The sequence below is a fragment of the Sphingobacteriales bacterium genome (assembly GCA_016700115.1).
Classification (GTDB): Bacteria; Bacteroidota; Bacteroidia; order Chitinophagales; family UBA2359; genus UBA2359.
In genome coordinates this window covers 4,355,987-4,381,075 of sequence record CP064999.1, presented here as the reverse complement: position 1 = coordinate 4,381,075, position 25,089 = coordinate 4,355,987, and the positions used below count along the sequence as shown (strand labels likewise).

Genomic DNA, 25,089 nt, shown 5'->3' with positions numbered 1-25,089 from the left:
TAGTAAGGCAGACCCATAATACGACCGGTAAAGTTGTTTAGGGGCTGCCTTTTTTTTATCTACTTTACTCGTTTGAAGACTCTGTCCCATCTCAAATCTTTGGGGAATTTGCCTCCGGGCTTAACAGACATCCATACTAAGATGGCCTTACCAACAATATGGTCTTCTGGAACAAAGCCCCAAATTCTTGAATCTTGTGAGTTTTGGCGGTTATCTCCCATCATAAAATAATAGTCCTTACGAAAAGTATATTTTTCGGCAATTACCCCATTGATTAAAATCTTATTATTCGACACTAAAATTGTGTTACCCTCATGGTGTTCTATCAGGTAACTGAATAGTGACAGATTTTGTAAAGTCAGATCAATAGTGGCACCTTTTTCAGGAATAACTACCGGCCCATAGTTGTCAATATTCCATGGAAAATTCTCAAAATCATTTGGAAAAACCTGTTCATGTGGATTGCGAACCCCCTTATCTCTGATAATGGAATCGATTTTAATAATATTCGGTATGCTTTTAACCTTTTCAATCTGAGAAGCGGTTAAGGCATATTCGTATAAATCACCTTTTTCAGTTCGCAATCCACCTTCGGTAATATTGTAATCTGTTAAAATTTGAGAATTGATAGGTGTTCCATCAGTTCGCAAAAAATAATTGAATTGTAAAAATTCGGGCTGACTTTCCTCTTTATTGTTTATATAAATTCTCCTATTTACAAGGACTAAAGTATCGCCGGGTAAAGCAACACATCGTTTGATAAAGTGGTCTCGTTTATCTAACGGTCGGCTTTTATCCATTGGATAATTAAACACGACAACATCCTGTCTTTTTATGTTACTGATTTTGGGCAAACGGATATAAGGAAGTTTGCAACAATCAATATAAGATTTACCCCACCCAAAAGGCAGTGTATTATGAGAAAAAGGCAGCGAAAACGGGGTTACCGGCAATCTGAGACCATATACAAACTTGTTGACTATAAGATTGTCTCCTACAAGCAGGGTTTTTTCCATCGAAGAAGTGGGAATAGTAAAGGCTTCAATCAAAAAAGTTCGCACCAAAATGGTCAGTAAAAATGCAATGAAAGCTGCCCAAAACCACTCGCGCAAGGATGTTAATTTCATGCCTGACTGACTACAAACAAAAAAAAACACAAAAAGAGAGCTAAATAAATTAATCTACGGTTCTCATACTTTTATCCCACCGTATATTAAAGAAGGGGTTACTCGATAACCAAACAAATACGGGTTTACCAACGATATGATCTTCCGGAACAAATCCCCAATATCGAGAGTCTTCAGAATTATGCCGGTTATCTCCCATCATAAAATAATAGTTCATTTTAAACTGATATTCACTGATGGGCTGACCATTCAAGTGTGCTTGACCATTTTTCCATTCTAAAGACGGATTGTTTTCATATTTTTTGATCGGAGTTTCATAAATACTGTAATTACCTTCTGTTAAAGTAATTTTATCTCCTTTTTTGGGCACATAAATTGGTCCGTAATTATCAATATTCCAGGACAAGGTTTCCTTGAATGGATAAACTCTTGAATCAGATTCCATTTTTGGACGCACTACTTTATAAATAGTGTCTATGTTAGACATTTTCTTGATTTCGGCAAAATTGGCATCCGTCAACATCATTATATAAGTCCCAACTTCATTCCCTTGGAATACTTCGCTAATTCTCAACTTGTCTTTGACTTTTGGATTAAAAGGGCTTGAGGTTTTAACCATGTAGGCATGTTGAAGACCGGGTTTGTTTACAACCGGCTTACTATCAATATAAACCTGACTGTCAATAATTTGAAGTGTATCGCCTGCCTGTGCAACACAACGCTTAACATAATTTGTTCGCTTGTCAACAGGAATATCTTTATCAACTTCCGGGGGATAATTGAAAACAACAATATCGTCACGGGTTATGTCTCTAAATCCCGGAAGTCTTTTGTAAGGAAGAGATAAAATTGTAGTAAAAGAAGGCATCCCGAAAATAGAATTGTGAACATAAGGTATGGCCAAAGGGGTCATTGGCACACGAGGTCCGAAATGTAGTTTGCTCACAAACAATTTATCACCAACCAACATAGTGCCTTCCATAGAAGAAGTAGGGATGGCATAGGATTGAAGCAGAAACATATTGATAAGCGGAACAAGTACCAAGGCAATAAAAAGTAGTTCCAGAATCTCTCTTTTCAATGATTTCTTTTTGGTTTCTTTTTTGGCGTTGGGCCCTATTTCAGTTGTTTTAGACATGTTAAATATAACGTTAAACGGTTAATTTTAAAAACAATAAACTTAGAAAGCTATAAAATGCAAATATAATGAAACAGTTAGAATAGTAGCAAATCTACACTAAAACTTACAGTTAAAGCAGGCATTTTAGAATAGGGATGGAATTAAAACTTAACAATAATCCGGGCATTTAATCTTCGGGCTGTCAGATAATTCGGAACTCCGAATATCAGGTCTTGTGCTCTGATGAAATTATAGGAAATAGTATTGGAAATGCCCAATAAGTTGAACACTTCTACCGAAGCCCAGATGCTTTCAAAGTACCGCATTGGACTTTTTTCAGGAATTTCTTTTCGATTTTTGTCAAATAATTGAGCAGAGAAACCTATATCTATTCTGCGATAGGGAGGAATCCGAAAAGCATTTCTCAATTTTGGAGAAGCAGGCGGGCTAAAAGCCAGTCCTGATCCGAAAAGTAAACTTAGGTGAACTTTAAAGTTTTTGTTGGTAGGCCAATAATCCTGAAAAAACATGCCGAAATTCACCCTTTGGTCGGTTGGGCGGGGTACGAATCCAACATTAACCTGTAAACTGTCGGCAGGGGTTTCTCCGGTGATACGGGGGTTAATTTCTTGTCCTTCTTCGTTAAAGTAACGGTAATAAAAGTCGTTTTTCAGATCTTCTTTTGTTTGCATCACGGATAAGCTTACCCAAGAGTCGGTTCCTTTGACAAATTCACCGTACAAACGCATATCAATTCCTGTTGCATATCCATTGGCAGAGTTTTCTGCAAAATAACGGATCAATACATTTTCGATATTATAAGGCACAATCTGCCATAGATATTTGTAATATGCTTCTGCAGTTAGTTTGAAGGGGCGGTTAAAAATAAAAAAATTGTAATCGGTGCCTAAAACGATATGAGCAGATTTTTGAGAAAGCAAATCAGTATTTAATTCTCCGGTCAAACTTCTCATTTCACGGTAAAATGCCGGTTGATGGTAAGCACCGGTGGCCAATCTGAAAGAAATATTTCGGCTACCGGTTTTAAGTGTAGAGTCAGTAGCCGCTTTAAAAGTAGGATTCCATGAAATCTGAAGGCGAGGTGCTACAAGAAATTCATTGTTTAAATCCCAATAATTAAATCTCAAACCTCCGGTAAAATTCCAGTTATTGCCAAACTGCCATTCATCCTGAACAAAACCGGACAAACGGTTGGAAGATAAATCGAATTGTGTTCGCAACCGGTCGGTCATCACAATTTCATCAGGCAGTTGGGGAAGGTTATACCCGGCTGAGTCAATCCTATACCATTCATTTATCTGATCGGTGATAAATTCATGTTGATATTTTAAGCCCCATGAAAGGAAATTGCCTTTTAAATCAGCATATCCGCGATGTTCGACATTGGCAATAATGGCTTTTAGTTTGTTTCTTGCCCAATCGTGATAAGTTCCAACTCCTAAAATTCGGGTAATATCACCAAATTCATCTTCGCCCAGATTTTTTTCAACCTCCCCTATATAATATTGACCTATAATGTCAAAGGCTTCAGTTTCACGGGTTGAATAGGCAGAAGTCAGCCATTTTAACCTGAGTTTGTTGTTTGGAAGGTTATACGTTGCCGCAATCCCTCCCATAAAAGTTTCATATCTATCACGCTCTTGTCCGTCAAAATAAACCTGAAGTTTTAGGGCATCGTTAAAAGTTCCAAAACTTGTTTCTGAAGATACCGGTATAAAACGGTATGAATTTCGAGTGATATTCCCTATTGCCTCAATTTCCCAATCTATATGTGGTTTGAAGGTAAAATAGGTTTGAAAATCGGTAAATGAAGGGCGATATTGCCCTTCTGTGGGAAGGGCATTCAAAATATATTGATTTGACCACTGCCTGAAACCTGCAACATAAGTCATTTTTTTACGGGCACCAATCCCTTCCAAATGGGCAGAAGCCCCTAACAAACTGATTTCAGCAGAACCTTTAAACTCAGTGGGTTTTTTATATTTAACATCCAGTACTGAGGACATTTTGTCGCCATATTTTGCTTCGAAACCACCCGAGGAAAAATTGATTGAAGATATCAAATCAGTGTTGATAAATCCTAATCCTTCCTGTTGTCCGGAACGGACTAAAAAAGGGCGGTAAATTTCAAAATCATTCACATAAACCAGATTTTCATCAAAATTACCCCCTCTGACCGAATATTGCTGACTAAGTTCATTATTGGAAACAACGCCGGGCATAGTTCTAAGAATTGGGGTAATTCCGCCTGTTACACTGGCAATGGTTTCAACATCTTTAGGGTTGAGCTTCGTGATTGCACTGGCTTTCCGAGATTTGGCTAAAATCAATTGTGTTTCCAACAATTTGTCGTCCGGATAAAGGACTATATTTATCTCCCTGATTTGTCCGGACTCTAACCAAAACTGAGCTTCTTCGGTTTTGAATCCGGTAAAACTAAAACGAATGGTCAAAATTTGCTGTTTAGGTACAAAAACTTTGTAATAACCATTTACATCTGTGGTTGTTCCGTAAACATTACTTGCCGAAAAATAAATATTGACTCCGGTCATCTTTTGTCCAAGATGATCGGTTACACGTCCATATACATAAGGAGTTTCCTGAGTGTAAGCATATAAAAAGGCAAGCATCAGTATAATACTTGCTATGATATGTCTAAAAGGCATAGATTGAATTTGTTGATAGTCATTATCTAAAGGCAGCGAAAGTAAAAAATTAAATGATGACGTTATTGGCTGCCGATTTTAGTTTGGCAATGGTTGCTGTAGGGTCGGGGGTATTGAAGACAGCGCTACCGGCAACCAAAACATCAGCACCATTATCAATCAGAGTCTGATAATTGGAAAGATCAACACCGCCGTCAATTTCAATCAAAGCATTGGATTGAGTTTGATGGATAAGTGTTTTTAATTGTCTGATTTTAACCAAAGTATATGGAATGAATTTTTGTCCACCAAATCCTGGATTTACGGACATCAGGCAAACTAAATCAAGATCGGCTATTATGGACTCTAAAAAATGAATTGGAGTGTGAGGATTAAGAGCAACTCCTGCTTTCATTCCTAATTCTTTGATGGCATAAACTGTTCGATGCAAATGTGTGCAGGCTTCAAAATGAACCGTCAGAATATTAGCACCCGATTTACAGAATTGTTGAAGATACAGATCGGGGTTGTTAATCATTAGGTGGACATCGAGTGGCTTTGTTGCGTGTTTTTGAATTGCCTGCAACACCGGAAAACCAAAAGAAATGTTAGGTACAAAATGTCCGTCCATTACATCCAAATGAAACCAATCGGCCTGGCTTCGGTTCACCATTTCAATATCCGGTAAAAGATTGGCAAAATTTGCCGATAACATAGAAGGAGCTATCTTATGCAATTTCATGCTGCAAAGATAATGTTTAGCCTGTAAAGGTTGCAATTCCTTCAGAGGTTTAGCATCTACAGATTATAATTTATCTGCTTTATGGTCAACTGTTACCATTCTTCTTTGTTCTTACTTTTGTTTGAATGATTTTTTTCACATTTTGCGGTCATATTCATCCAATATTTTCATTTAGTAATAATAAACCGGCATGTTTACCATTCTTTTTGTCGTAATTACTTGCATTACCTCATACCTGGCTTTTACAAACTACCCATTGCGGCAAAAACTAATTTTCTCGCCCTACACTATCAGCAGAACCAACGAATATTTCAGGTTTATCAGTTCAGGACTAATACATGCAAATTGGATGCATTTGTTGTTTAACATGTTTGTATTGTATCAATTTGGCAGTATCGTTGAAGCATATTATGCCGCAACTTTTGGAAAAGTTGCGAATATGTTATATGTTCTTCTATATATAGGTGGGTTGATTGCATCAGAAATGTACAGTTTTTTTAAGCATAAAAACAACCCTTATTACGCAAGTTTAGGTGCTTCCGGGGCAGTTTCTTCTGTTGTATTTACGTTTATTTTGTTCAACCCCTGGGCAGACCTGAATTTTATATTCTTCCCTTTCATCCCAATTAAAGCAGTTATAATAGGAGTGTTGTATTTAGCCTATTCTTATTATGCCGCTCGAAATGTAAATGACAATATTGGGCACAATGCCCATTTTTATGGAGCCATTTTTGGGATTTTTTTCACCTTAGCCTTTAAACCTTCTTTGGCCATCAATTTTGCCAACCAAATCAGCAGTAGTTTCTAACTTCAATAGATTACATAAAAGGCATTGACAAATTTGAGTTAATCAATGATTGCCAATGCCTTTTTAAATATCAAAATACTTAACAAAACTGCTCGAAGGTTTCAATTAAATGCCTTGCAATTTGTTGGGCGGCAACACCTTCAATTTGATGCCGCTCAATAAAATGAACTAATTTACCATCTTTGAACAAAGCCATAGAAGGGGAAGATGGAGGATAGGGAAGGGTGTATTTTCGCATTTGATTGGTTGCTAAACTATCAACACCTGCAAAAACAGTGGCGAGTTTATCCGGTTTTTTGTTGGCGTATTGGAGGGCAAGTTTAGCTGCCGGTCTTGCATTTCCAGCAGCACAACCGCATACTGAGTTAATCACCACAAAAATGGTTCCCTCGCTATTGATAATCATTTCATCCACCATTTCGGGTGTTGATAAATCGGCAAAGCCTACATCAACCAGATCGGCTTTCATTGGAGTAGTCAAATGTATTGGATACATAACTTATAAATCAAAATAAAATGGGTAAATAAATGCTGTTTTTATATTCTTGTTGATAACGTTCTAAACAGCAGGTTGGTTTAACCTGTTCTAAAATCGGATAAACATTTGCAATTATTGTTCTTTTATATCTTGATGAACAGGAGTGCGAATCATTTCAATATGTTCTATATCATCTTCCAAAAAAATTTCACCTTGTGGTATAAAACCGAATTGTCGGTAAAACTTTATCAAATAATACTGGGCTTTGATACGGATAGGAACATTGCCAAATAATTGATTTAGCTTTTGAATAGAACAAACCATCAATTCTTTACCTTCTCCGGCACCTCTGTTTTTGGGATGTGTTACAACCCGTCCGATTGAGGATTCTTCAAAATCAATGCCCGGAGGCAATATTCTCGAATATGCAATCATTTTACCGGCCAGGTCATAGCCCATTAAATGATAAGACTTCAAGTCTAAACCATCATTGTCAATGAAAACACAATTTTGTTCAACGACAAACACCAATTGTCTTAATGCCATCGCTTCATATAGTTCAAAAGGATTTAAAGCTTCAAACGGTTTCAGCACCCATTGATTTACCATTGTATGGTTTTTTATGTCAACTATCAATCAAATAAGCTGGGTTATAAAAATGATCTCACCGGGTAAAAAGATAAATCAAACTACAGTCAAACTACTTTAGTAATAGAATAACCCTAATTTTCTGAAAATCTTTTCAAGCTGTTAGTATCAAAATTCCATTCCGGGGTATTTAACTGTAAGGCTTCATCATTATGATACCAGGGGCTTAATGACGGGTCATTTAGATTTTTAAGGATATGAATATCCTGAGCCGGCATATAACTTTGAGCAAGTAGAAATACTTTTTCACCTTTTTCATTTAGTGCAATATCCATCACGATAACTGCATGTCCGGGTGAACCTCCTTTAATAAAAACATCACCTGCTTTTATTTGGCGAATATCCGGAACCTTGTTCAATTCTTTATTAAGTGATAAAGTTCCGGCAAAAGTAAACACCTGTTTTAAATACTGTTTAAAAGAAATGTATGATGCAGAATTGGCTGCGGTTTCAGTTTTTACCCATCGCACATTGTTGCCTGATATCTGCGGACGAAAACCCAAACGCCATTGACTATAGGAAGCTTTATGTCCAGATGTGAAATTGAAATGAATATCGTCGTATTTTTTCCGGCTCCACAGATATTCCGCCCTTAACCTCATCACGGCATCTGCACATTGCTGAAGGTCAAAATTGCCTACATCAATGTCAATAACTGCTTCATGAACATCCTGATTGGCTTTTTGACTGCCATCAAAAAGCTTTACCGATGGTTTTCCGGCTTTCAAAGGAAGTTGACGCAACCATTCTTCAAAAGAAGAGGGAGTTAGTTTAATGCGGGTATAACCTTTTGGCGGGGGGATTCTGTATGATATCCGGTTTTGTTCGTCAAAGCCTGACAACCAAGGATAGCCTGAATATTTGCTTTCGGTTTTTTCTGCTACTTTTGGCTCCAACTCTTTAGCAGGAATTTCGCTCAATTCCGTTTTTCTCTGTTCTTCTAAATCGGAAGACTTAGTATTTTCCTCCAATTTTGAGCTATTGATTTGGGCAATTTTCGCTACATTTAAAGTCTCTTTTGCAATTTGTTTTTCTTCCGGTTGAAAATTGATCTTTGTTGTGGCTGTTGAATCGTTAATTGCTTTGTCTAAAACCTGTTTTTTGCCTCCCGAATAGCAGGCAATAAAAACCGAGAGGCAAAGTAGTAAAATCACAAAAACACAGGTTCTAACCGGTTCAAACCTGATTAAATATTTAATACAAAGATAAATCACCGTTAATCTACGCATATTTAAACTATTGCATCAAGGCAGGATAACGCTTTTTACTGCAGCCAAAACATCATTGACAGCTTCTGAATTTGGCGCTTCGGCATAAACCCGCAACAAGGGTTCAGTACCCGAAGGGCGAATCATGGCCACTGCATTTTGGCTGAGATGGAACTTGAACCCGTCTATAGTTTCTGTTCGTTCTACCATATAAGGACCAAAACTTTTAAACACACCGTTTTCACAATCGGACAAAATTGATTGTTTCAGAGCTTCGGTTAAATGCAAATCATTGCGATCATAGGAAAAAGACCCCACAATATCATACACTTCCTGTACCAATTCGGAAAGTGACTTACCGGTTTTAGCCATAAACTCTAATATCAACAATCCCATCCAAATGCCGTCCCGTTCAGGAATATGGCCTTTAACTGCTATTCCTCCCGATTCTTCACCGCCCAGCAATACATCTTCACCGGGTTGTACCATGATTTCACCGATATACTTAAATCCGATTTTTGTAACTTCAAAAGGCAAATGATAATATTCGCAAAGCTGTTTGAATTTGTCAGAAACAGAAAAAGCGCAGACAACTTTGCCATTTTGCCCTTTGTAATGGTGCAAATAGTGAATTAAAAGTAATATAATATGGTGTGAGTCCACAAAATTGCCTTTGTTGTCATAAAGGCCGATGCGATCTGCATCACCATCATTGGCTATTCCTATTTGGATATTCTGACTTCCAGCTATAAAATTAGAAAATTCGGTCAGGTTTTTATGAATAGGTTCGGGAGCTTGCCCCATAAAAGAGGGATTATATTCACAATGTAACAAAGAAGCATTGGGAAATAACCTTTTCATCACATTTTGACCGGCTCCGTACATAGCATCAAATGCCACTTGAATACCTGAATTGTAAATGGCTGCTAAGTCGAATTTTTCTTCAATCTGCCAAATATACATATCTTCCAATCCGACATAAGTCAACAAATTCATCTGTGCATAATCTGCCAATGAATTTGAAGTAACTTCGGCTTTGTGTGGAATCAGAGATTCGACTTCTTTTATAGACGAGGGAAGGGCAGGGCCTCCGAAATGAGCTTTGATTTTAAAGCCATTATAGTCCGGAGGATTATGACTTGCTGTAATGATTACTCCGGCGCTTGCCCCAAGCCGAAGTGTTGCTAAAGAAATCATAGGAGTTGAAACAAAGGCATCAGATGCCAGATAAACCTTTACCCCATGTTGGCACAACAAACGGGCTGTTAATCCTGCAAACATCTTACCCCCAAATCTACAGTCGTGTCCAACTACTACAGATGGATTTTTAAAATGTTTTTTAACCCAAATTGCTGTTGCTGTAGCTACTCTTGCAACATTGTCATTGGTAAATGTATCGGCAATGATTGCTCTCCATCCGTCTGTTCCAAATTTAATTTCACTCATAAATATTGTTTGTGGTGGTGGTGTTCCTTATAATTTTGCAAAAATAGTTTTTTGCCAGAAATTTAACAACTGACTTGATTTTATCCTATTTGTCAACAAACTCATCACAAACAAAAAGGTACTAACCTTCAACTTCAGGATTTGATTTAAATATAATTGATTTCCTAAATTTCTAACAAAAATTCAAATGCGACAATATCCCTTGGATAACAAACCTAAAAATATTGAAACAATTAAAAAAACAAGGACAAACGAAAAAACTAAACAATGACAGCCAAAAAACGGCAAATTTTAAATCAAACTTTACCGGTTTTGAAATAGGAAATGAACCAATTCCAACTTAATTTTCTGTTTATATCATAGTCTTCTTGATTTTTCAAACTTTTTTAAAGACAAAAATTGAAAATATAATCTGCAAAAAATCAATAAAAAACTTTCAGATTGAAATTGTCAGAGTTATTAAAATAAGAAATGCCACAAATCTTACTTCAATTGTTCAAAATAAGATTATTTTACTTTTTTAAAAAACAAATTTAACGTTTAAAAAAGCCATTTTTTTTCTTCGGTTGACATTTTTTTGTGAAAATTCTGCGAATAAATGAAAATCTCTAATAACATTTATGCTATTCTGAGTTTATACCCAAGATTTAAGGATACTTATTAATAGCTGAAGTAATCAGTTATATAGCAGATATAACAGCCTTTATTTTGATACCCGACTTCCTTGCATTTACAAATATACTAACCAATATTTTTTCATCAATAGCTGATTTGTCAACTATACTATTAGAGTTGATAAAAGGATCGAGAATTAAATCTTTGTAATATATATTCTTTGTTTATGAGAAATTGGGTTGCGCATCTGTAATGTTTTTAGCGATTTGTAATTTTTTCAAAGAGTTTCGCTATAAAATTATAGACAATTGAGGAAAGTTTAAAAAAATACCGAACTTTGCGAGTCGAACTCCATCAGTCTAAAACTGCAAATTTTAATTTAGAAGGTTTTGTATATTTTTAAAACAGTATCCAATCTTCAGCGATACTTATTTTTAAGACGTAACGAAGGAAAAAAAATAGGTTTTGTTCCTACAATGGGTGCCTTGCACGAAGGGCATATTTCTTTAATAAAGCAGAGTAAAAAAACTGCTAATATTACAGTTTGCAGTATATTTGTAAATCCGAGTCAGTTTAATGATAAGGATGATTTGGCAAAATATCCTCGAACAACAGAAGCTGATATAGAACTATTAGAGAAAAACAATTGCCACGTACTTTTTCTGCCAAACGAAAAAGAAGTATATCCCAATTCTACTTCAGATTTACCGGTATTTGATTTTGGTTATTTGGATAAACCGATGGAAGGTTTATTCAGACCCGGTCATTTTACAGGAATGGCTCAGGTAGTTAAACGTTTATTGGATATAGTTCATCCGGTATTTTTGTTTATGGGTCAGAAAGATTATCAACAGTTTAAAATTGTTGAAAAAATGCTCGAACTGACCAAAAGCAAGGTACAATTGGTAATGTGCCCGACGTTACGAGAAAAAAGCGGGTTAGCTATGAGTTCCAGAAATGAAAGATTGGACCCAAGCCAACGCAAAAAGGCAGCTTCCATATATAAAACCCTTCAGTTTATCAGCCAACATCATAAAACAAAATCAGTTGAGCAGGTAAAAAAAGAAGCAATTGAATATTTGTATTCAGAAGCTTCTGAAATTAAAGTGGAATATCTTGAAATTTGTAATGCCGATAATTTAATGCCTGTTGTTGAATGGAAGGATACTGCAAAAATAGTAGTTTGCATTGCCGCAAAATTAGGAAACATTCGGCTAATAGATAATTTGTTGATCTCTGATGAACCGAAAACGTCTGAATTCGGCCAATAAATGAACAAAGTACCATACTTATGTTGTTAAATTGTTCGGCAATCTATTTTACATACAGGGTTACATTTTTTGTAAGGATAAATTATAAACAAATATAGTACATGCATATTCAGGTGTTTAAATCAAAAATACATCGAGCAACCGTAACACAGGCCGATTTAAATTATATCGGAAGCATCACTATAGATGAAGCGCTTTTGGAAGCCGCTAATTTTATTGAAAACGAAAGAGTACAGATCGTCAACTGCAACAATGGAGAGCGGTTTGAAACCTACATCATCAAAGGAGAGCGCAATTCAGGCATGATATGTCTGAATGGAGCAGCAGCAAGAAAAGTACATGTTGGTGATATTGTTATCATTATTGGATACGGCTTTATGGATTTTGAAGAAGCCAAAAGCTACAAAGGCGGGACAACTGTATTTGTAGATAATCACAATAAGATCATTAAAAAACCATCTTTTGAAGCGGCATATAGCTAAATTTATCAAGCCGCTTTTTTTTCTCGGAATCGGGCTGCTATTAGTTTGGTGGTCTTTGAGCGGCTTTGATGCAGATGCCCGGAGTAAAATTGCCGATTCCCTTCAGGGAGCAAACTATTTTTGGGTTATTCTTTCACTTTTATTTGCTTTGGTCAGCCATGTAAGCCGGGCAATTCGTTGGCAGATGCTGATGGAAGGTGCTGCTGCCAAACCGAGTTTTATCAATACACTTTTAGCTTTGGGGGTGAGTTATCTGGCTAACCTTGCAGTTCCCAGAATGGGCGAAATTACCCGTTGTGGAATTATCAGCAGGTATGAACCTGTTCCACCGGAAAAGGCTTTCGGAACCGTTATTACCGAACGGGCTATTGATGTCGCTACTCTGTTTTTATTGACCTTTTTAGTTGTCCTCACACAGTTTAAAGTTATAGGAAAATACTTTGAAGAAAATGTCAGCATGCCTTTGATGGCTAAATTTTCAGGTTTGTTTTTGGGACATGCCTGGTCAACCTATTTTTTTCTGGTTCTTTTACTTTTATTACTTTCTGCAGGAATATTATATCTGTTGGTAAAATTCAGGCAAACAGTTGTGTTTAAGAAAATCAAATCACTTGCAAAAGGAATTGGAGAAGGAGTAACTTCTGTACGTCATGTAAAAAACCTGCCATTACTTATTGCGCATAGTGTTTTTATTTGGTTCATGTATTTTGCAATGATCTACATCTGTTTCTTTGCCTTGACCGGAACTTCAGAATTAGGTCCACAGGCTGGTTTGGCAGTGATGGTCATGGGCTCTTTTGGCATAATAGCTACACAAGGAGGCATCGGTGCGTATCAAATCATCGTTTCAGGAGTATTGGTTTTGTATGGAGTAGATTATATGCTGGCTTATGCATTTAGTTGGTTAGCTTGGGGGGCGCAAACACTTTTAGTGATTTTCGGTGGTTTTTTAGCGATGGTTGCTTTACCATGGGTTAACCGCAAAATTAAGCTAAACGAGAAATTGAACTGATTTTTCTCTGAAAGGAATATCAAAGTCTTGGTTTTCACATCGTGTTTTGTGCTTCATCAGATAGTTGAGTCTCATTTGCCATTTTGAATTAATGAACTATCTCGCTCATTATTATATAGACCACTCTGACAATAGGCCACATTTTACTTTAGGGCTTGTTTTACCGGATTTGGTCAGAAATTTTAAAAGACAGTATCGCATTAAACCGCTTCATATCTCTGATATGGAGGTTAATTCATTACTGCTTCATCTCAATCAGGGAGTACAAAGACATTTTTTTGCCGATAAAGTTTTTCATTCTTCCGTATTTTTTGACCGGCATTATAGTTTGTTAAAAAAACGCATTCAAACATCTGATTTTAACGGCATCAATAAGTATTCCTATTTTGTAGCTCATGTTTTTTTAGAAATGCTGATAGACCGGATTTTGATTTCTCAGAATCCCTTTTTAGGTTCAAACTTTTATAAGGCAATTGAAAATACAGACGAAGAGTTAATCAGCATTTATATTCAGAAGACATGCGATTTGGGAGTCGAACAAGTGCAACAGTTTTTAACACATCTCGACATGTTTTGTAAAAGTCAGTACTTATTACAATACAGGCATAACGATGGTTTCATATTTGGCTTACAAAGAATGTATCAAAGGTATGTTCCAACTGTTTTTACTGAATCTGACAAAGAAAAACTCGTCAATCTGATTGAAGAATTTGAATCCATTGTTTCAAATGATTTGGAAGATTTGTTTTCGAAAAACGGAATCTTTTATCCATAAATGCAACGTGTTTTCCCCGGGTCTTTGGTTTGAAAACACAAGATTAGACCTGGGGACCTCTAAATTCTCAGATTTTTAGTTTATGGATGAGGATGGTGCGGATGTTCGCGCCCTTTTATCTCGCCTTTTTGAAACATTTTTTCAAGCTCTAACTGCTCTTGTTCTTCTTCAGCGGTTAAGGGTTCGGAGTTTAAACTATTTAAATCAGGCTGTCCGGCATTTACCCAAGCTGTAAACCAAAAACTACCTACATTAATGATGGCATCTCTCATTCTTCGTTCAATCATCCCATCGAGCATATCTGAATACTGTTGGGAAAACCCTTCACAATAGGTCTGAATGATGGTCTGTGCTCTCGTTTCATAACAGAGTTTTTCATCTGCCGGCAATTTCAAAGTAAGTTCATTTTCAAACGACAATACTGAGTCAACGGCGGCGGCACTTTCTAAAATAAAATTCCAGATTGTTTCATTTGGACGATCTATATAACGGGCTTTCCCAACCCAATAATCGTAGTTTTCTCCGAAAAGCTCAGGTATTCTCGATTCCCAAAACCCATGAATGCCGCGTTGATTGGTTTTTTGTCCGTTGTAATTACTACTTGTGTGCAAAGGAACATGACCATCCCCGATATAATGACCTATGTCGGCAGAATATCGCAAAATGAGATTGATTTTCTTGTCTTTAAAAGCATAGGTCAGTTTTTTCAACATTAATTCTATATGCCAGGGCACTATTCCATAAGCAGTAAGTGTGTCTTCCGAAAATTTATACACAGCATCGTTCCAAAAACGCGGCAGTTCTTCAAAAGGGTATTCCCCATAATGGTCTATGTCTATATAATGTCTTGGTGCCTCATCTTTAGTGGCATATCGGCGTTTATCTGCATCAACTGCATGTTCGGTAATAAATTCGATGTGTTGTTTGTAAAAAGCGATCATTTCGGGAGGCAAAGTAAAAACCGCTAATCGGTTTATGCGTTTATGTGCCCAGAAACCCCAGGCATTCACTTTTGTTTGAGCGAACCATAAAGATAAAAACATCGTACCTATGAGAAAAATACAAACAAGAATAGTAAACTTAATAGGTTGTTTCATTTGAACCGGAAAATTGCCAAAAATGAGTGGATGTAGAAATTGCGAAGTTATGCTTAATCAGATAATAATCCTAACGGCTACAGTTATGAATAGATAGTTTTGAAAATTGTTTGATTAAGTACATAATTGTAGTACAATTTATTTTACCGATATCATGATCCAGGGAGCATCTTGATGTTTTCGCGAGAAGGTAATTTTACAAGTTTTAGTATTGCTGTTAAGATACGTTGTTACAACACCCCTGTTTTTAAACACTTCAATAATCTTAATTTCAAAGTCCTCAATATTGGCTATATCTATATAAAACCAGGCACCAAGTGCTTCATCTGTCGCAAAATTAGAAGCCTGCAGGATATCGGCACAAATCAATGCATTCAACAAGTTTAGGGCAGCTTGTTCCAATTTTTCTTCATCAGTTGGTTGGCAAATTTCATTCACACAATCAACAATAGCGTTTAACTCTCTTTGTAGTTCAATATCCGCCAATTTATCTGCTGCTGTTGGTTGATATGTAGAATTTGGCCTGCATCCTAAATTAAGTATAATTGTTCCCCAAATTAAAAGGGATGCCAAACTTTTGAAGTTTGTTTTTGGGTTAATTGAATTGATAATAACCATCATCCGAATAATGTATTTTTGGAGGATATTGGTTTTTTTCAAAAAAATCATACCCTGACTTTAAATTATCCCAAAAACGAAGTAAATCCGGTTCATTGCGATATAAACGGGATAAAATATTAAATTTCATATCCGACAAGCGGGTCGGAAATATATGTACAGGAATTTTTGATTTCGGCTTTACCTGTGCCACTAACCAGTACAATTCCTCAATTTGAGAGTTGTTAATGGCAACACATCCAATTGATTTACAATCACCATGGATATAAATATCTCCACCAAGTCGGTCATAACGACTTAATTTTCGGTCAGAGGTATTGGGATAATTGACATACATTGAAAGATGATAAGCACTGACAGGATTTAACGTTCCTATCTGATAAAAACCCTCCGGCACTTGTTCATCACCTTCTTTTCTTTTAGGGCCTAATTCTCCGGACATTGTACACACCGTATAGGTTTTAATATGGGTGAAATCTGATGAATTTTTGTCTGAAGCCCATACTTCCAGAACGTTTTCGGCCTTAAAAATTCTTAAAAACAATTGTGAAGGAGGATAAGTAATATTCTTTTCAGAAAATAGCCTTTTCAACAAAACATCTTTTCGTTCTTTTGCTTCCCTTACTCTTGGAAACCAAAGTTGATCGTTTGAAACGGTTTCCTGAGACAAAGAAAAGAGTAACCACACAATTACTACCCGCTTAAACACTGAAAGATATTGAGGCATTTATCTTGAATTGATGGCAATCCAACAGATTAGTTGCTGAGTTTTGTCGTTTGTTGTTTACTGTAAAAACGCGTTGTGAAAATGGCCAAACCAATACCTGCCAAAACTAAAAATATGGCAATAATTTGGGCTTGACTTAACTGCCATCCCAAAACATCATAGCGCTGATTGACTCGTATAGATTCGATAAAAAACCGTTCAATTCCATTGAGAATTAAGTAAAGTGCAAATAACCCAAAAGGCACTTTGATATTTTTTCTAAATGCCATCAGAATTAAAAATATGGTTATTGCCATAATGAACTCATAAACAGAAGTCGGATAAACAGGTTCGGGTAATACCTTACAATGTTTACCGACACAACCGACTATATCAATTCCTTCATTGATCACATTGTTTGGATAGGTGTAAGCCCACATCCAATCGGGTAACCAAGCAAATGGTTTAGCTGCATTGTTTACGATGCCCCAATCGCCATCGCCTGAAAAATGACAACCTAATCTTCCCATTCCGTAACCAATAATCAAAGCAGGGGCTGCTGCATCGGTAATTCTTGAAATCGGAATTTTCTTTTTGTAGCTATAAATCAACAAAGCAATCGTTGCACATATCAATCCACCGTAAAAAGTCAAACCGCTGAATGAAAGCAAAGCTCCAACCGGATCGGCCATAAAAGCATCCCAATCTTCGATCCAGGTAAACAATTTTGACCCTAAAATTCCGGTGATTGCAGCCAGCATGATTAATTCGCCCACCCGGTCGCGTGGGAATACAGTTACTTCAATTTCCTGTGGTGCGGGAAGTTTTTCTTTTTGCTTGGAGTAATAATGTAAAAAACCAAACAAAATGGCGAAAGCAATTCCTCCTACCCAATTGCCTTCTGAGGAAACAATAAAAGACTGTGGATTGTCGGTAAAAGCAGACCAGTTTAAAATCATAGCTACTACTTTGTAGCCTATAATCAAGCCAATTAAAGCATTTCCCAATATTTCTAAAACTGATGCCGGTTTACCAACAATTTGTTTTTCCTTGACACCGTGTAACAAACCTGCCCGCTCCATACGGTCAAATTCTTTGTATAAAATGAATGCTCCGGCAACAAAACCCAAGGCCAGAAAAAAGCCATAGGTCTGAATAGGTAGCGGAATATACCATCCGGTTATTCCTTTAATTAAATCTGACAGAGTTGGATACATATTGAATGAGTTTCGAAGTATTTGTTTTCAAAAATCAAAAATGTTGTTTTTTGAGTGGTAATAACCATTGTCTAAGAAATTAAACAATGCTAAACCCTTTTTTGGTGGTTGCAAACATACGACTACAATTTGAATTAAGGAATATTTTTCCTCTATCACATGAAAGGCTACTTTTCAGGAAATTGTATTTTCAGCATTATTCAGGTTGTTCTTAGTTTCATTTTATCAGTTTTTAGATATATGGTTTAAGACTTGTAAGGATTTGTAGTATAGCTTCTCTAAAATTATGTAATTTTGTCAGTAAGTTTTAAACATTATCTATATCCTGAAACGTTTATAGCTACGAACTTGCAAGCATGTGTTAAAACGACAACCATAATTTCCGATTGAGTCTATGTATAGATTTCTCCTTTTTATACCGGTTTTTGCCTTAGTTTGGTTAAATCATACCTCAGTTAGTGCGGGTCGTGAATTGGTAAAAAAACAGGTTGCCTTTTTGCCCGGGGACACAGTCTTGCTTCAAGATACGGTTCTATTAAATGATCAAATGCTTATTGTGAGCAGGACTTTGAAGATTACAGACACTACCAGCCGACCGGTAATTGTTAACGGGGAATGGATGAAGAAGCGAATTAAAGTGATAGACTATGTTTCCCTTCCTTCAGATACCATCAGATTGAATTCTACCTTGATTAAAGATACCAAACAAGTTACTACATCTAAACAAACAGCAACTAATAGTACCCAAACTGAAACAATAGCGCCTGACAAGTTAATTGTTACTAAAGAAATAACTCCAACACCTTCGGCAGATAACCACGATGTAAAAATAGAAAAGGAAATACCTGTAACTGCCAATCAGGAAACTATTTCGGATGATTTTGAGGAAAATAACCGGCTATCAGAAATTGTAATACAAGATAAAATAAGTACACACAAAGAGGAATTGCCTGATACGCTGAGAAAAGTTGATACGACAGAAAAAACAATAACCGAAAATATACCTGTTTTAAAACCAACAACCAAAAAGGCTAACTCATCTGCCCAAAACAATCAATCTAAAAAAACAAAAGCTTCCAAAAAACAACAGCCTTCAAGTCTTTCAGAAGTTAAGTCTGATGAAGAAAATTCATTGCCATTAGCTAAAATTCCCGATCAGGCTTCGAATGAATTACAGGAAGTTCAGCCAATAATGCAGGTTGAACCCAAAGAAATATTAAAACCGGATTTGCCAGTATCAGATCCCTTGCAAGATGTGTTTATCGAAGTGATAGATGAGAGGCGAGTTATTGGTATGCGTACAGATTTGCCGGAGGATCATCTTCCACCCGGCGGGACTTTGCTGATTGTAGTGGAACAACCCAATGAATCAGGTTCACCGGTTCATATCAGCCAAAACTCTGAAGGCAAAGGCAATCTAAAACTACCCCCTTTTGCACCTCCTATTCCGGAAAAAGACAAAGTTCAGCCACCTGCCCCAAACAAGAGTGAGCCTGTTCAAACCAATCATATTCCGAACATTTTGGAAACAGCCGGTGAAACAGAGACTGCCACTACAAATGCCCCCAAAACACCTTCGCCTGAGCGAATTGTGATCGAAAGCAAACCGGTTACTTTGTCAGAAGCCTACCAACTGACCTTGAATGATATTCAAAAACAAAGAGAACAGTTTGCCAAACAATACAAAAAAGCCAAAAATGAAGTTGAGGCTGATGAAGTTCTATTGCTTGCAGGGCGGTATTTGGAAGAGGTGATTGCAAACGATATAGTTTACTATTGGTATGGGACAGGGTTCGACAAAGAGGGCATGTCTTCAAGTCCCGGAAGCGGGCGAATTGCCTGCAGTTATTTTGTCGTAACGATGCTGACGGAATCCGGATTAAATATTGACAGGGTAAAACTGTCACAGCAAAGCGCTCTAAACATAGTCAAAACACTTAGTACCCCCGATTTAGTTGTCAGATGTAATTCACCGGATGAGGTCGAAAATTTGTTGCAGCAAAAAGGAGGCGGGCTTTATTTCATCGGCTTTAACTATCATGTCGGATTTTTGTATTTTGACGGAAGTGAAATACATTTAATTCATGCTTCACCATTACCGCCCGGCACAGTTTCCAGAATTTCGATGAAAGGTGCTAAATCCTTCGAGTACTCCAATTATTACGATATTGGGAAACTAACAGATAACAAAAACCTGATTGTCAATTGGCTGACCGGCAAGAAACTTCAAATTATTCAATAGAAGTTTGGGTTATCGGATTTTAGTTTGCGTTGGCATAAAATTTGTGCAGTTGAAGATTAAATTTTGCCACTTTTGAAGGTAAAAAACGGTCAAGCATTGTCCTTACATAAAAAGGGAAGGGACGTTTTAATTGTACTAAATTCCGGTCTTTAATAACTATTACATTTTGTAGCGTGGTTTCTGTATGACGGTTTTTGGCTTTTTGAATGTTTTCATCCTTGAGGGTTTCATCAAATTCTTCATCTTCGTCAGGCAGGGTTTCATAAAGCACATCAATTTCGGCTATATAAAAGGTGTCGGTAAGCAACTGAATGGTTGAATCGGGTTGTAAATACTCATTCAATAAATTTCCTTTCGTTTCGCCGGAGAGCACCTGTTTTGTTTGATTGGCATAAAAGAAATAGACCGGACAGAAATCAAAAAATTCGGTAAAGACATTAAAGGTTCTTAAATTTTCTTCAAATTGTTCTTGTTCAATTCTTTTAGCAAGTTCTTCTGCACCTGCTGCACGATAGGCTTCCAACGATTTGTCGCGGGTTTTTAACCGGACAAGTAAAGCTCCGTTTTTTAAGGATTTTATATGTTGATGAGCGATTTCCCGTGCTATTTTCATTTCCTGAACAACACTTTGCCCTAGCGCTTCCGTAATCAATAATCCACAAAGGAGAAACATCAACAAAGTTTTCATTCTATAATTATGGTTTCAAGTGTACTGATACAATATCCACCCCAAATTCCGATTCCTCCTTCAATATTATGGTTTACCTGAGTTGAACCGCCAAGGGGGCTGCTTGAATTGGAGCTGAACTCTAAAGAACGCCAAAAGTTGTAGGTGTCAAAGTCGGTTGTAACCCATTTTACGGTTACTGTATCGTTTTTTTCAAAATATCCATAGGTTTTAAAATCAATTTCTGCTCCTTTGAAAATACCTTTATCTAAAGGGAAAAAGATGTTTTTGCCGTTGATGAGCATATCGTCATACACGGATCTAAAACCGGGGTACATAGGTTCGTCCTGCACTTGTGTGTAATAACGGTAGTAGTTTCCCAATGTATCGGGATCCTGCAATCTTGCATAAACGCGGTAATAATTGGATAAATCCGGATCAAGACTTTGTTCAGTCCAGATAGAATCTAAAGGAACGGGCAATGGAATAGTTGTTTGTGCATGTAATTGTTTACCTTCGGCAGTTGTGATATGCAAGGTATAAGTTTTGCCGTTTTCTCCGACCAATGTGGGATTTAAAGAGAACAACGTATAGATGCAAAAATCAAAACCAGATGGAATACTGTCGGGCAAAGCACTTCCTGCCATCTGAGCTATCAATTCTTTTTGTTCGTCAGTTAATTGTGACCAGCAAAATTCTTCCAATTCTACTTCATTGGTTCCGTCTGATACCAGAACAGTTGCTCCCCGCACATAATTGTTGGCAATGTCTGTAACATTAATAGTGCCGAAATAAGGGAAATTCTGACTTATTGAAACGATTGGTGCTGCGCCGGTTTCGATACTTCCCTCGACCACAATTTTTGCAATGGGATCGGGAAGGTCTAATATTACTTCCTTTTCGCAATTAGTGAGCAGGAAGGCGGTAGCGATTAATGCTATGATGTGTTTTATGGTAAGGATATGATGTCTTAAATATTGAGTCATTGTTTATTTCTTTTGGTCAATTTTTTTTTCTAAAAGTTTGATTTGAAATTCTGTGAAATGCAGGTTATCTGGCAACAGACGGAACAGGATTGCTGTCAGACTTTATCTTGAAAATTTGGGCTTTAGTTATTATAACTTGAAGTTCCAGGTCAATGAGGGGATAATGGGGAAAAGGGAAACCTGTTTTAGTTTGATGTCTATTGAGCCGGTTGTACCTGCCGTTCCCTGGCTTACTTCGGGTACGGCATAGAGGAAGAATGGGTTAAAACGACTATAAACATTGTAAACAGAGATATTCAGGTCTGATTTTAGTTTGGCATTCGGGTTTTTGTTGAGGCGGTATGTTGCGGACAAGTCAAGACGATGATAGGGTTTCATGCGATAGGAGTTACGGGGCATGTCAAATTCTGTGTAAATCCAGTTTTCTATCATGAAGAAGCTGTTTGGGAGTGTAATGGCTTGTCCGGTATTGTAAACGAAGGTAGCCCCTAAGTTCCAGCGATCGGTAATATCATAAATTGCAACGACAGACAGGTCGTGGGTGCGGTCATAACGGGCGGGGAAGGTTTTACCCTGATTGATACCGGGGAAAGTTCTTTCTGTTCTGCTGAGGGTGTATCCGACCCAGCCGGTTAGTTTACCTTTTTGTTTTTGTGCGAAAAATTCAATTCCATAGGCGCGGCCTTTACCAAATACGAAACTGTTTTCGATTAGTGCGTTTAGTTCGGGGTAGTAATTTTCGGAAAATTCTATTTGATTGTTGAGGGTTTTGAAGTAGGTTTCGACTGAGAACTCGTAAGTATTGTCAACTAAGTTGTGAAAATAACCTACTGAATATTGAATGCCTCTTTGTGGTTTGACTAATTTTGTACTTGGCACCCATAAATCGGTTGGCAAAAGGGCTGTTGAGTTAGATACAAGATGGATGTATTGATTTGCAACGGTAACTCCTGCTTTGACGGAGCTTGAAGAAGTGAGAGAATATCTGATATTCAACCGTGGTTCGATGCCTCCATAGGTTGCAATGGGTTCTCCTTTATCGTAGGTTATGGAATCGATGGGTAGTCCTTCGTTGTTAAGAATGGCGGTTTTATAGGGGCCTATTTGTTGAAAAGCGGAAGCCCTTAGTCCAAAGTTGATTTTGAGTTTTTCGTTAAATTCAATTTCATCTCTGATATAAACGGCTATTTCGTGGGCGTTCTGTTTGTTGAGTTCGTCTGTGTTTATTTTGGTGTCGCCGACCACTGCTTCGACGGTGTAAGGGGTAAATGTGTGATAGGTATAGTTTGCCCCGAATTTAATTTCGTGCTTAGAGGAGGGGAAATAATCAAAATCTATTTTTCCGTTCCAATCGCGAACCCCGGAGTAAAACTTTGAGCTGAAGTCGTCGAAGGTAGAATTTGCTCCAAAATAATAGGAATTGTAAACGGCAGTGGCGTTCATAAATAATTTACGGCTGAAAAGGTGGTTCCATCGCAAGGTTGCGGTGGAATTTCCCCAAGGCATGTTGAGGCTAAACCCGTCTGTGCTTTTAAAATTAAAGACATCGCGGCCGAAATAACCGCTGAGGAAAAGCCGGTCTTTGTCGGAGAACCGGTAATTTGTTTTCAGGTTTAAGTCATAAAAATAGTAGCCGTTGCCTTCAAAATCGGTTCCTTTTAAAAAAGGTCGCGCCAAGACATCGGCATAAGTTCGTCTGCCTGAAACTAAAAAGGAGCCCTGATCTTTTTTCAAGGGGCCCTCGATGGTCAACCGGGAAGCGATATTCCCGATTCCTCCGGCCATTCCGAAATTTTTATTGTTGCCGTCTTTCATGGAAACATCTAAAACAGAGGACAGTCTGCCTCCGTATTCTGCGGGCATACTGCCTTTGTATAAGGTATTGTTTTTAATGGCATCGGAGTTAAAAACGGAGAAAAATCCGAATAAATGCCCGATATTGTAAACAACGGCTTCATCGAGCAGGACTAAGTTTTGGTCAGGCCCGCCGCCTCTTACATATAATCCGGAACTGACATCACCGGAGCCTTTAACGCCCGGCATCAACTGGATCGCCCTGATAATGTCAACTTCTCCGCCCAAAGCAGGTAATGATTTGATGGTTTCGACCGATAAATCCATCCTTCCCATGTCTGTGTCTTTGACGTTTTGGTCTTGACGGGTTGATGTGATAACTACGGCATTTTCGATCATCACCCCAATCCCGGTCAAATCTATATTTAACGTTTGATTTTGATTTAGACGAACGGTGAATTGTTGGGTGTTATAACCCAGAAAAGAAACTTCAACGGTATAGGTGCCATCGGGCAATGTGAGGGAATAGAACCCGTAAAGGTTGGTGGATGTTCCTGCACTTTTATTGTCGGCAAGGTAAACTGAGGCTCCCAAGAGGGTTTCACCATTTCCGGCATCGCGTACATATCCGCTGAGTGTAAATTTTTGTGGTGATTGAGCAAATGCAGTAGTTAAACTAAAAAAAAATAGTAACACCAGGTATAAAGACCGGTTAATCATCCTGAGTTTTTGGGTTTAATGAAATAAATAGTACGAAACTATAAACAGTTAATTTTTGTGAAGGTTGGATGAATGAACATGGTTTTTTATGGATTACATTCTCATTTCTCTCAGTTGGTCTGCTGCTGTTTTAACAGGGGTTTATTGTTTGCTGAGATTTATTTTCTTTTCATCTTTTGTTTTTGACAAGTCGTCAAAACCTTTCGCTAAGTCGGCAAATTGATTTTTTTCTGTGTAATTAGAGATAAGAGGAAGGAGAGTTTTTCTGCTTTTTTTTACCACTGATTTTCGCTGATTTTTTGCTTTTTCTATTTTTTGCCGCTGATTTCGCTGATTTTTTTTGGGTTTGCTTTTTTTTTGCCGCTGATTTTTTTTGCTTTTTCTATTTTTTACCGCAGATTTTCGCTGATTTTTTCTTTTTCTATTATCTACCGCAGATTTTCGCTGATTTCTTTGGGTTTGCTTTATTTTCCCACAGATTTATTTTTGGGTTTGCTTTTTTTACCACTGATTTTCGCTGATTTTTTGCTTTTTCTATTTTTGCCGCTGATTTTCGCTGATTTTTTTTGGGTTTGCTTTTTTCTTTCGCAGAGTTTTTTTTGTGCTTGCTTTTTTTTCCCGCAGATTTTCGCTGATTTTTTGCT

At 37.3% G+C, this 25,089-nt stretch carries 21 protein-coding genes; 6 read left to right on the top strand and 15 right to left on the bottom strand.

The window, feature by feature from the left end:
* Positions 1–59: 59 nt before the first annotated feature.
* The 4 genes from lepB (IPM47_15740) to IPM47_15725 all read right to left on the bottom strand — a co-directional run bounded on the left by lepB (IPM47_15740) (position 60) and on the right by IPM47_15725 (position 5,655).
* Positions 60–1,127, bottom strand: a complete 1,068-nt coding sequence (gene lepB / locus IPM47_15740) for a signal peptidase I (protein ID QQS28297.1) — start codon at positions 1,125–1,127, stop codon at positions 60–62.
* Positions 1,128–1,176: 49 nt separating this feature from the next.
* Positions 1,177–2,265, bottom strand: coding sequence for a signal peptidase I (gene lepB / locus IPM47_15735; protein ID QQS28296.1), 1,089 nt, complete (start codon positions 2,263–2,265; stop codon positions 1,177–1,179).
* 143 nt (positions 2,266–2,408) lie between these two features.
* Positions 2,409–4,934 carry a TonB-dependent receptor gene (locus IPM47_15730; GenBank protein ID QQS28295.1) on the bottom strand — a complete coding sequence of 842 codons (2,526 nt, stop codon included), beginning with the start codon at positions 4,932–4,934 and terminating at the stop codon, positions 2,409–2,411.
* 49 nt (positions 4,935–4,983) lie between these two features.
* On the bottom strand, positions 4,984–5,655 hold the full coding sequence (locus IPM47_15725) for a ribulose-phosphate 3-epimerase (protein QQS28294.1): 672 nt from the start codon (positions 5,653–5,655) through the stop codon (positions 4,984–4,986).
* 190 nt (positions 5,656–5,845) lie between these two features.
* On the opposite strand from IPM47_15725, the gene IPM47_15720 reads away from it, so the two are divergent.
* Positions 5,846–6,463 (top strand): rhomboid family intramembrane serine protease, encoded by a 618-nt coding sequence (locus tag IPM47_15720; protein QQS28293.1) that lies wholly within the window; start codon positions 5,846–5,848, stop codon positions 6,461–6,463.
* A gap of 79 nt (positions 6,464–6,542) precedes the next feature.
* On the opposite strand, the gene IPM47_15715 is transcribed toward IPM47_15720, so the two are convergent.
* The 4 genes from IPM47_15715 to IPM47_15700 form a co-directional block, all read right to left on the bottom strand.
* Complete coding sequence (locus IPM47_15715; GenBank protein ID QQS28292.1) at positions 6,543–6,959, bottom strand: BrxA/BrxB family bacilliredoxin; 417 nt, start codon at positions 6,957–6,959, stop codon at positions 6,543–6,545.
* A 114-nt stretch (positions 6,960–7,073) separates the two neighbouring features.
* Positions 7,074–7,550 (bottom strand): GNAT family N-acetyltransferase, encoded by a 477-nt coding sequence (locus tag IPM47_15710; GenBank protein QQS28291.1) that lies wholly within the window; start codon positions 7,548–7,550, stop codon positions 7,074–7,076.
* Positions 7,551–7,663: 113 nt separating this feature from the next.
* Entirely contained in the window at positions 7,664–8,818 is a 1,155-nt protein-coding gene (locus IPM47_15705; protein ID QQS28290.1) for a DUF4846 domain-containing protein, read from the bottom strand.
* Positions 8,819–8,833: 15 nt separating this feature from the next.
* On the bottom strand, positions 8,834–10,243 hold the full coding sequence (locus tag IPM47_15700) for a phosphoglucomutase/phosphomannomutase family protein (protein ID QQS28289.1): 1,410 nt from the start codon (positions 10,241–10,243) through the stop codon (positions 8,834–8,836).
* 1,004 nt (positions 10,244–11,247) lie between these two features.
* Here IPM47_15700 and IPM47_15695 point away from each other — a divergent pair.
* From IPM47_15695 to IPM47_15680, 4 genes are all read left to right on the top strand, one after another.
* Complete coding sequence (locus IPM47_15695; protein QQS28288.1) at positions 11,248–12,129, top strand: pantoate--beta-alanine ligase; 882 nt, start codon at positions 11,248–11,250, stop codon at positions 12,127–12,129.
* Between the two features lie 101 nt (positions 12,130–12,230).
* A complete protein-coding gene (locus tag IPM47_15690) occupies positions 12,231–12,611 on the top strand; it encodes an aspartate 1-decarboxylase (GenBank protein QQS28287.1) in 381 nt (126 codons plus the stop codon).
* Complete coding sequence (locus IPM47_15685) at positions 12,592–13,623, top strand: flippase-like domain-containing protein (protein QQS28286.1); 1,032 nt, start codon at positions 12,592–12,594, stop codon at positions 13,621–13,623. The genes IPM47_15690 and IPM47_15685 overlap by 20 nt, the downstream gene beginning before the upstream one ends.
* A 91-nt stretch (positions 13,624–13,714) precedes the next feature.
* Positions 13,715–14,398 (top strand): hypothetical protein, encoded by a 684-nt coding sequence (locus IPM47_15680; GenBank protein ID QQS28285.1) that lies wholly within the window; start codon positions 13,715–13,717, stop codon positions 14,396–14,398.
* 80 nt (positions 14,399–14,478) lie between these two features.
* On the opposite strand, the gene IPM47_15675 is transcribed toward IPM47_15680, so the two are convergent.
* The 4 genes from IPM47_15675 to IPM47_15660 form a co-directional block, all read right to left on the bottom strand.
* Entirely contained in the window at positions 14,479–15,441 is a 963-nt protein-coding gene (locus IPM47_15675) for a S1/P1 Nuclease (protein QQS31502.1), read from the bottom strand.
* A gap of 192 nt (positions 15,442–15,633) precedes the next feature.
* Complete coding sequence (locus IPM47_15670; GenBank protein ID QQS28284.1) at positions 15,634–16,068, bottom strand: hypothetical protein; 435 nt, start codon at positions 16,066–16,068, stop codon at positions 15,634–15,636.
* Positions 16,069–16,090: 22 nt separating this feature from the next.
* Entirely contained in the window at positions 16,091–16,840 is a 750-nt protein-coding gene (locus IPM47_15665; protein ID QQS28283.1) for a L,D-transpeptidase family protein, read from the bottom strand.
* A gap of 29 nt (positions 16,841–16,869) precedes the next feature.
* On the bottom strand, positions 16,870–18,036 hold the full coding sequence (locus IPM47_15660) for a prolipoprotein diacylglyceryl transferase (GenBank protein QQS28282.1): 1,167 nt from the start codon (positions 18,034–18,036) through the stop codon (positions 16,870–16,872).
* Between the two features lie 394 nt (positions 18,037–18,430).
* Here IPM47_15660 and IPM47_15655 point away from each other — a divergent pair, with 394 nt between their 5' ends.
* On the top strand, positions 18,431–20,278 hold the full coding sequence (locus tag IPM47_15655; GenBank protein ID QQS28281.1) for a hypothetical protein: 1,848 nt from the start codon (positions 18,431–18,433) through the stop codon (positions 20,276–20,278).
* Between the two features lie 19 nt (positions 20,279–20,297).
* Here IPM47_15655 and IPM47_15650 read toward each other — a convergent pair whose 3' ends face one another.
* The 3 genes from IPM47_15650 to IPM47_15640 form a co-directional block, all read right to left on the bottom strand.
* Positions 20,298–20,966 (bottom strand): hypothetical protein, encoded by a 669-nt coding sequence (locus tag IPM47_15650; protein QQS28280.1) that lies wholly within the window; start codon positions 20,964–20,966, stop codon positions 20,298–20,300.
* Positions 20,963–21,931 carry a DUF4249 domain-containing protein gene (locus tag IPM47_15645; GenBank protein ID QQS28279.1) on the bottom strand — a complete coding sequence of 323 codons (969 nt, stop codon included), beginning with the start codon at positions 21,929–21,931 and terminating at the stop codon, positions 20,963–20,965. The genes IPM47_15650 and IPM47_15645 overlap by 4 nt, the downstream gene beginning before the upstream one ends.
* Positions 21,932–22,060: 129 nt before the next feature.
* Entirely contained in the window at positions 22,061–24,445 is a 2,385-nt protein-coding gene (locus tag IPM47_15640) for a TonB-dependent receptor (GenBank protein ID QQS28278.1), read from the bottom strand.
* Positions 24,446–25,089 lie beyond the last annotated feature (644 nt).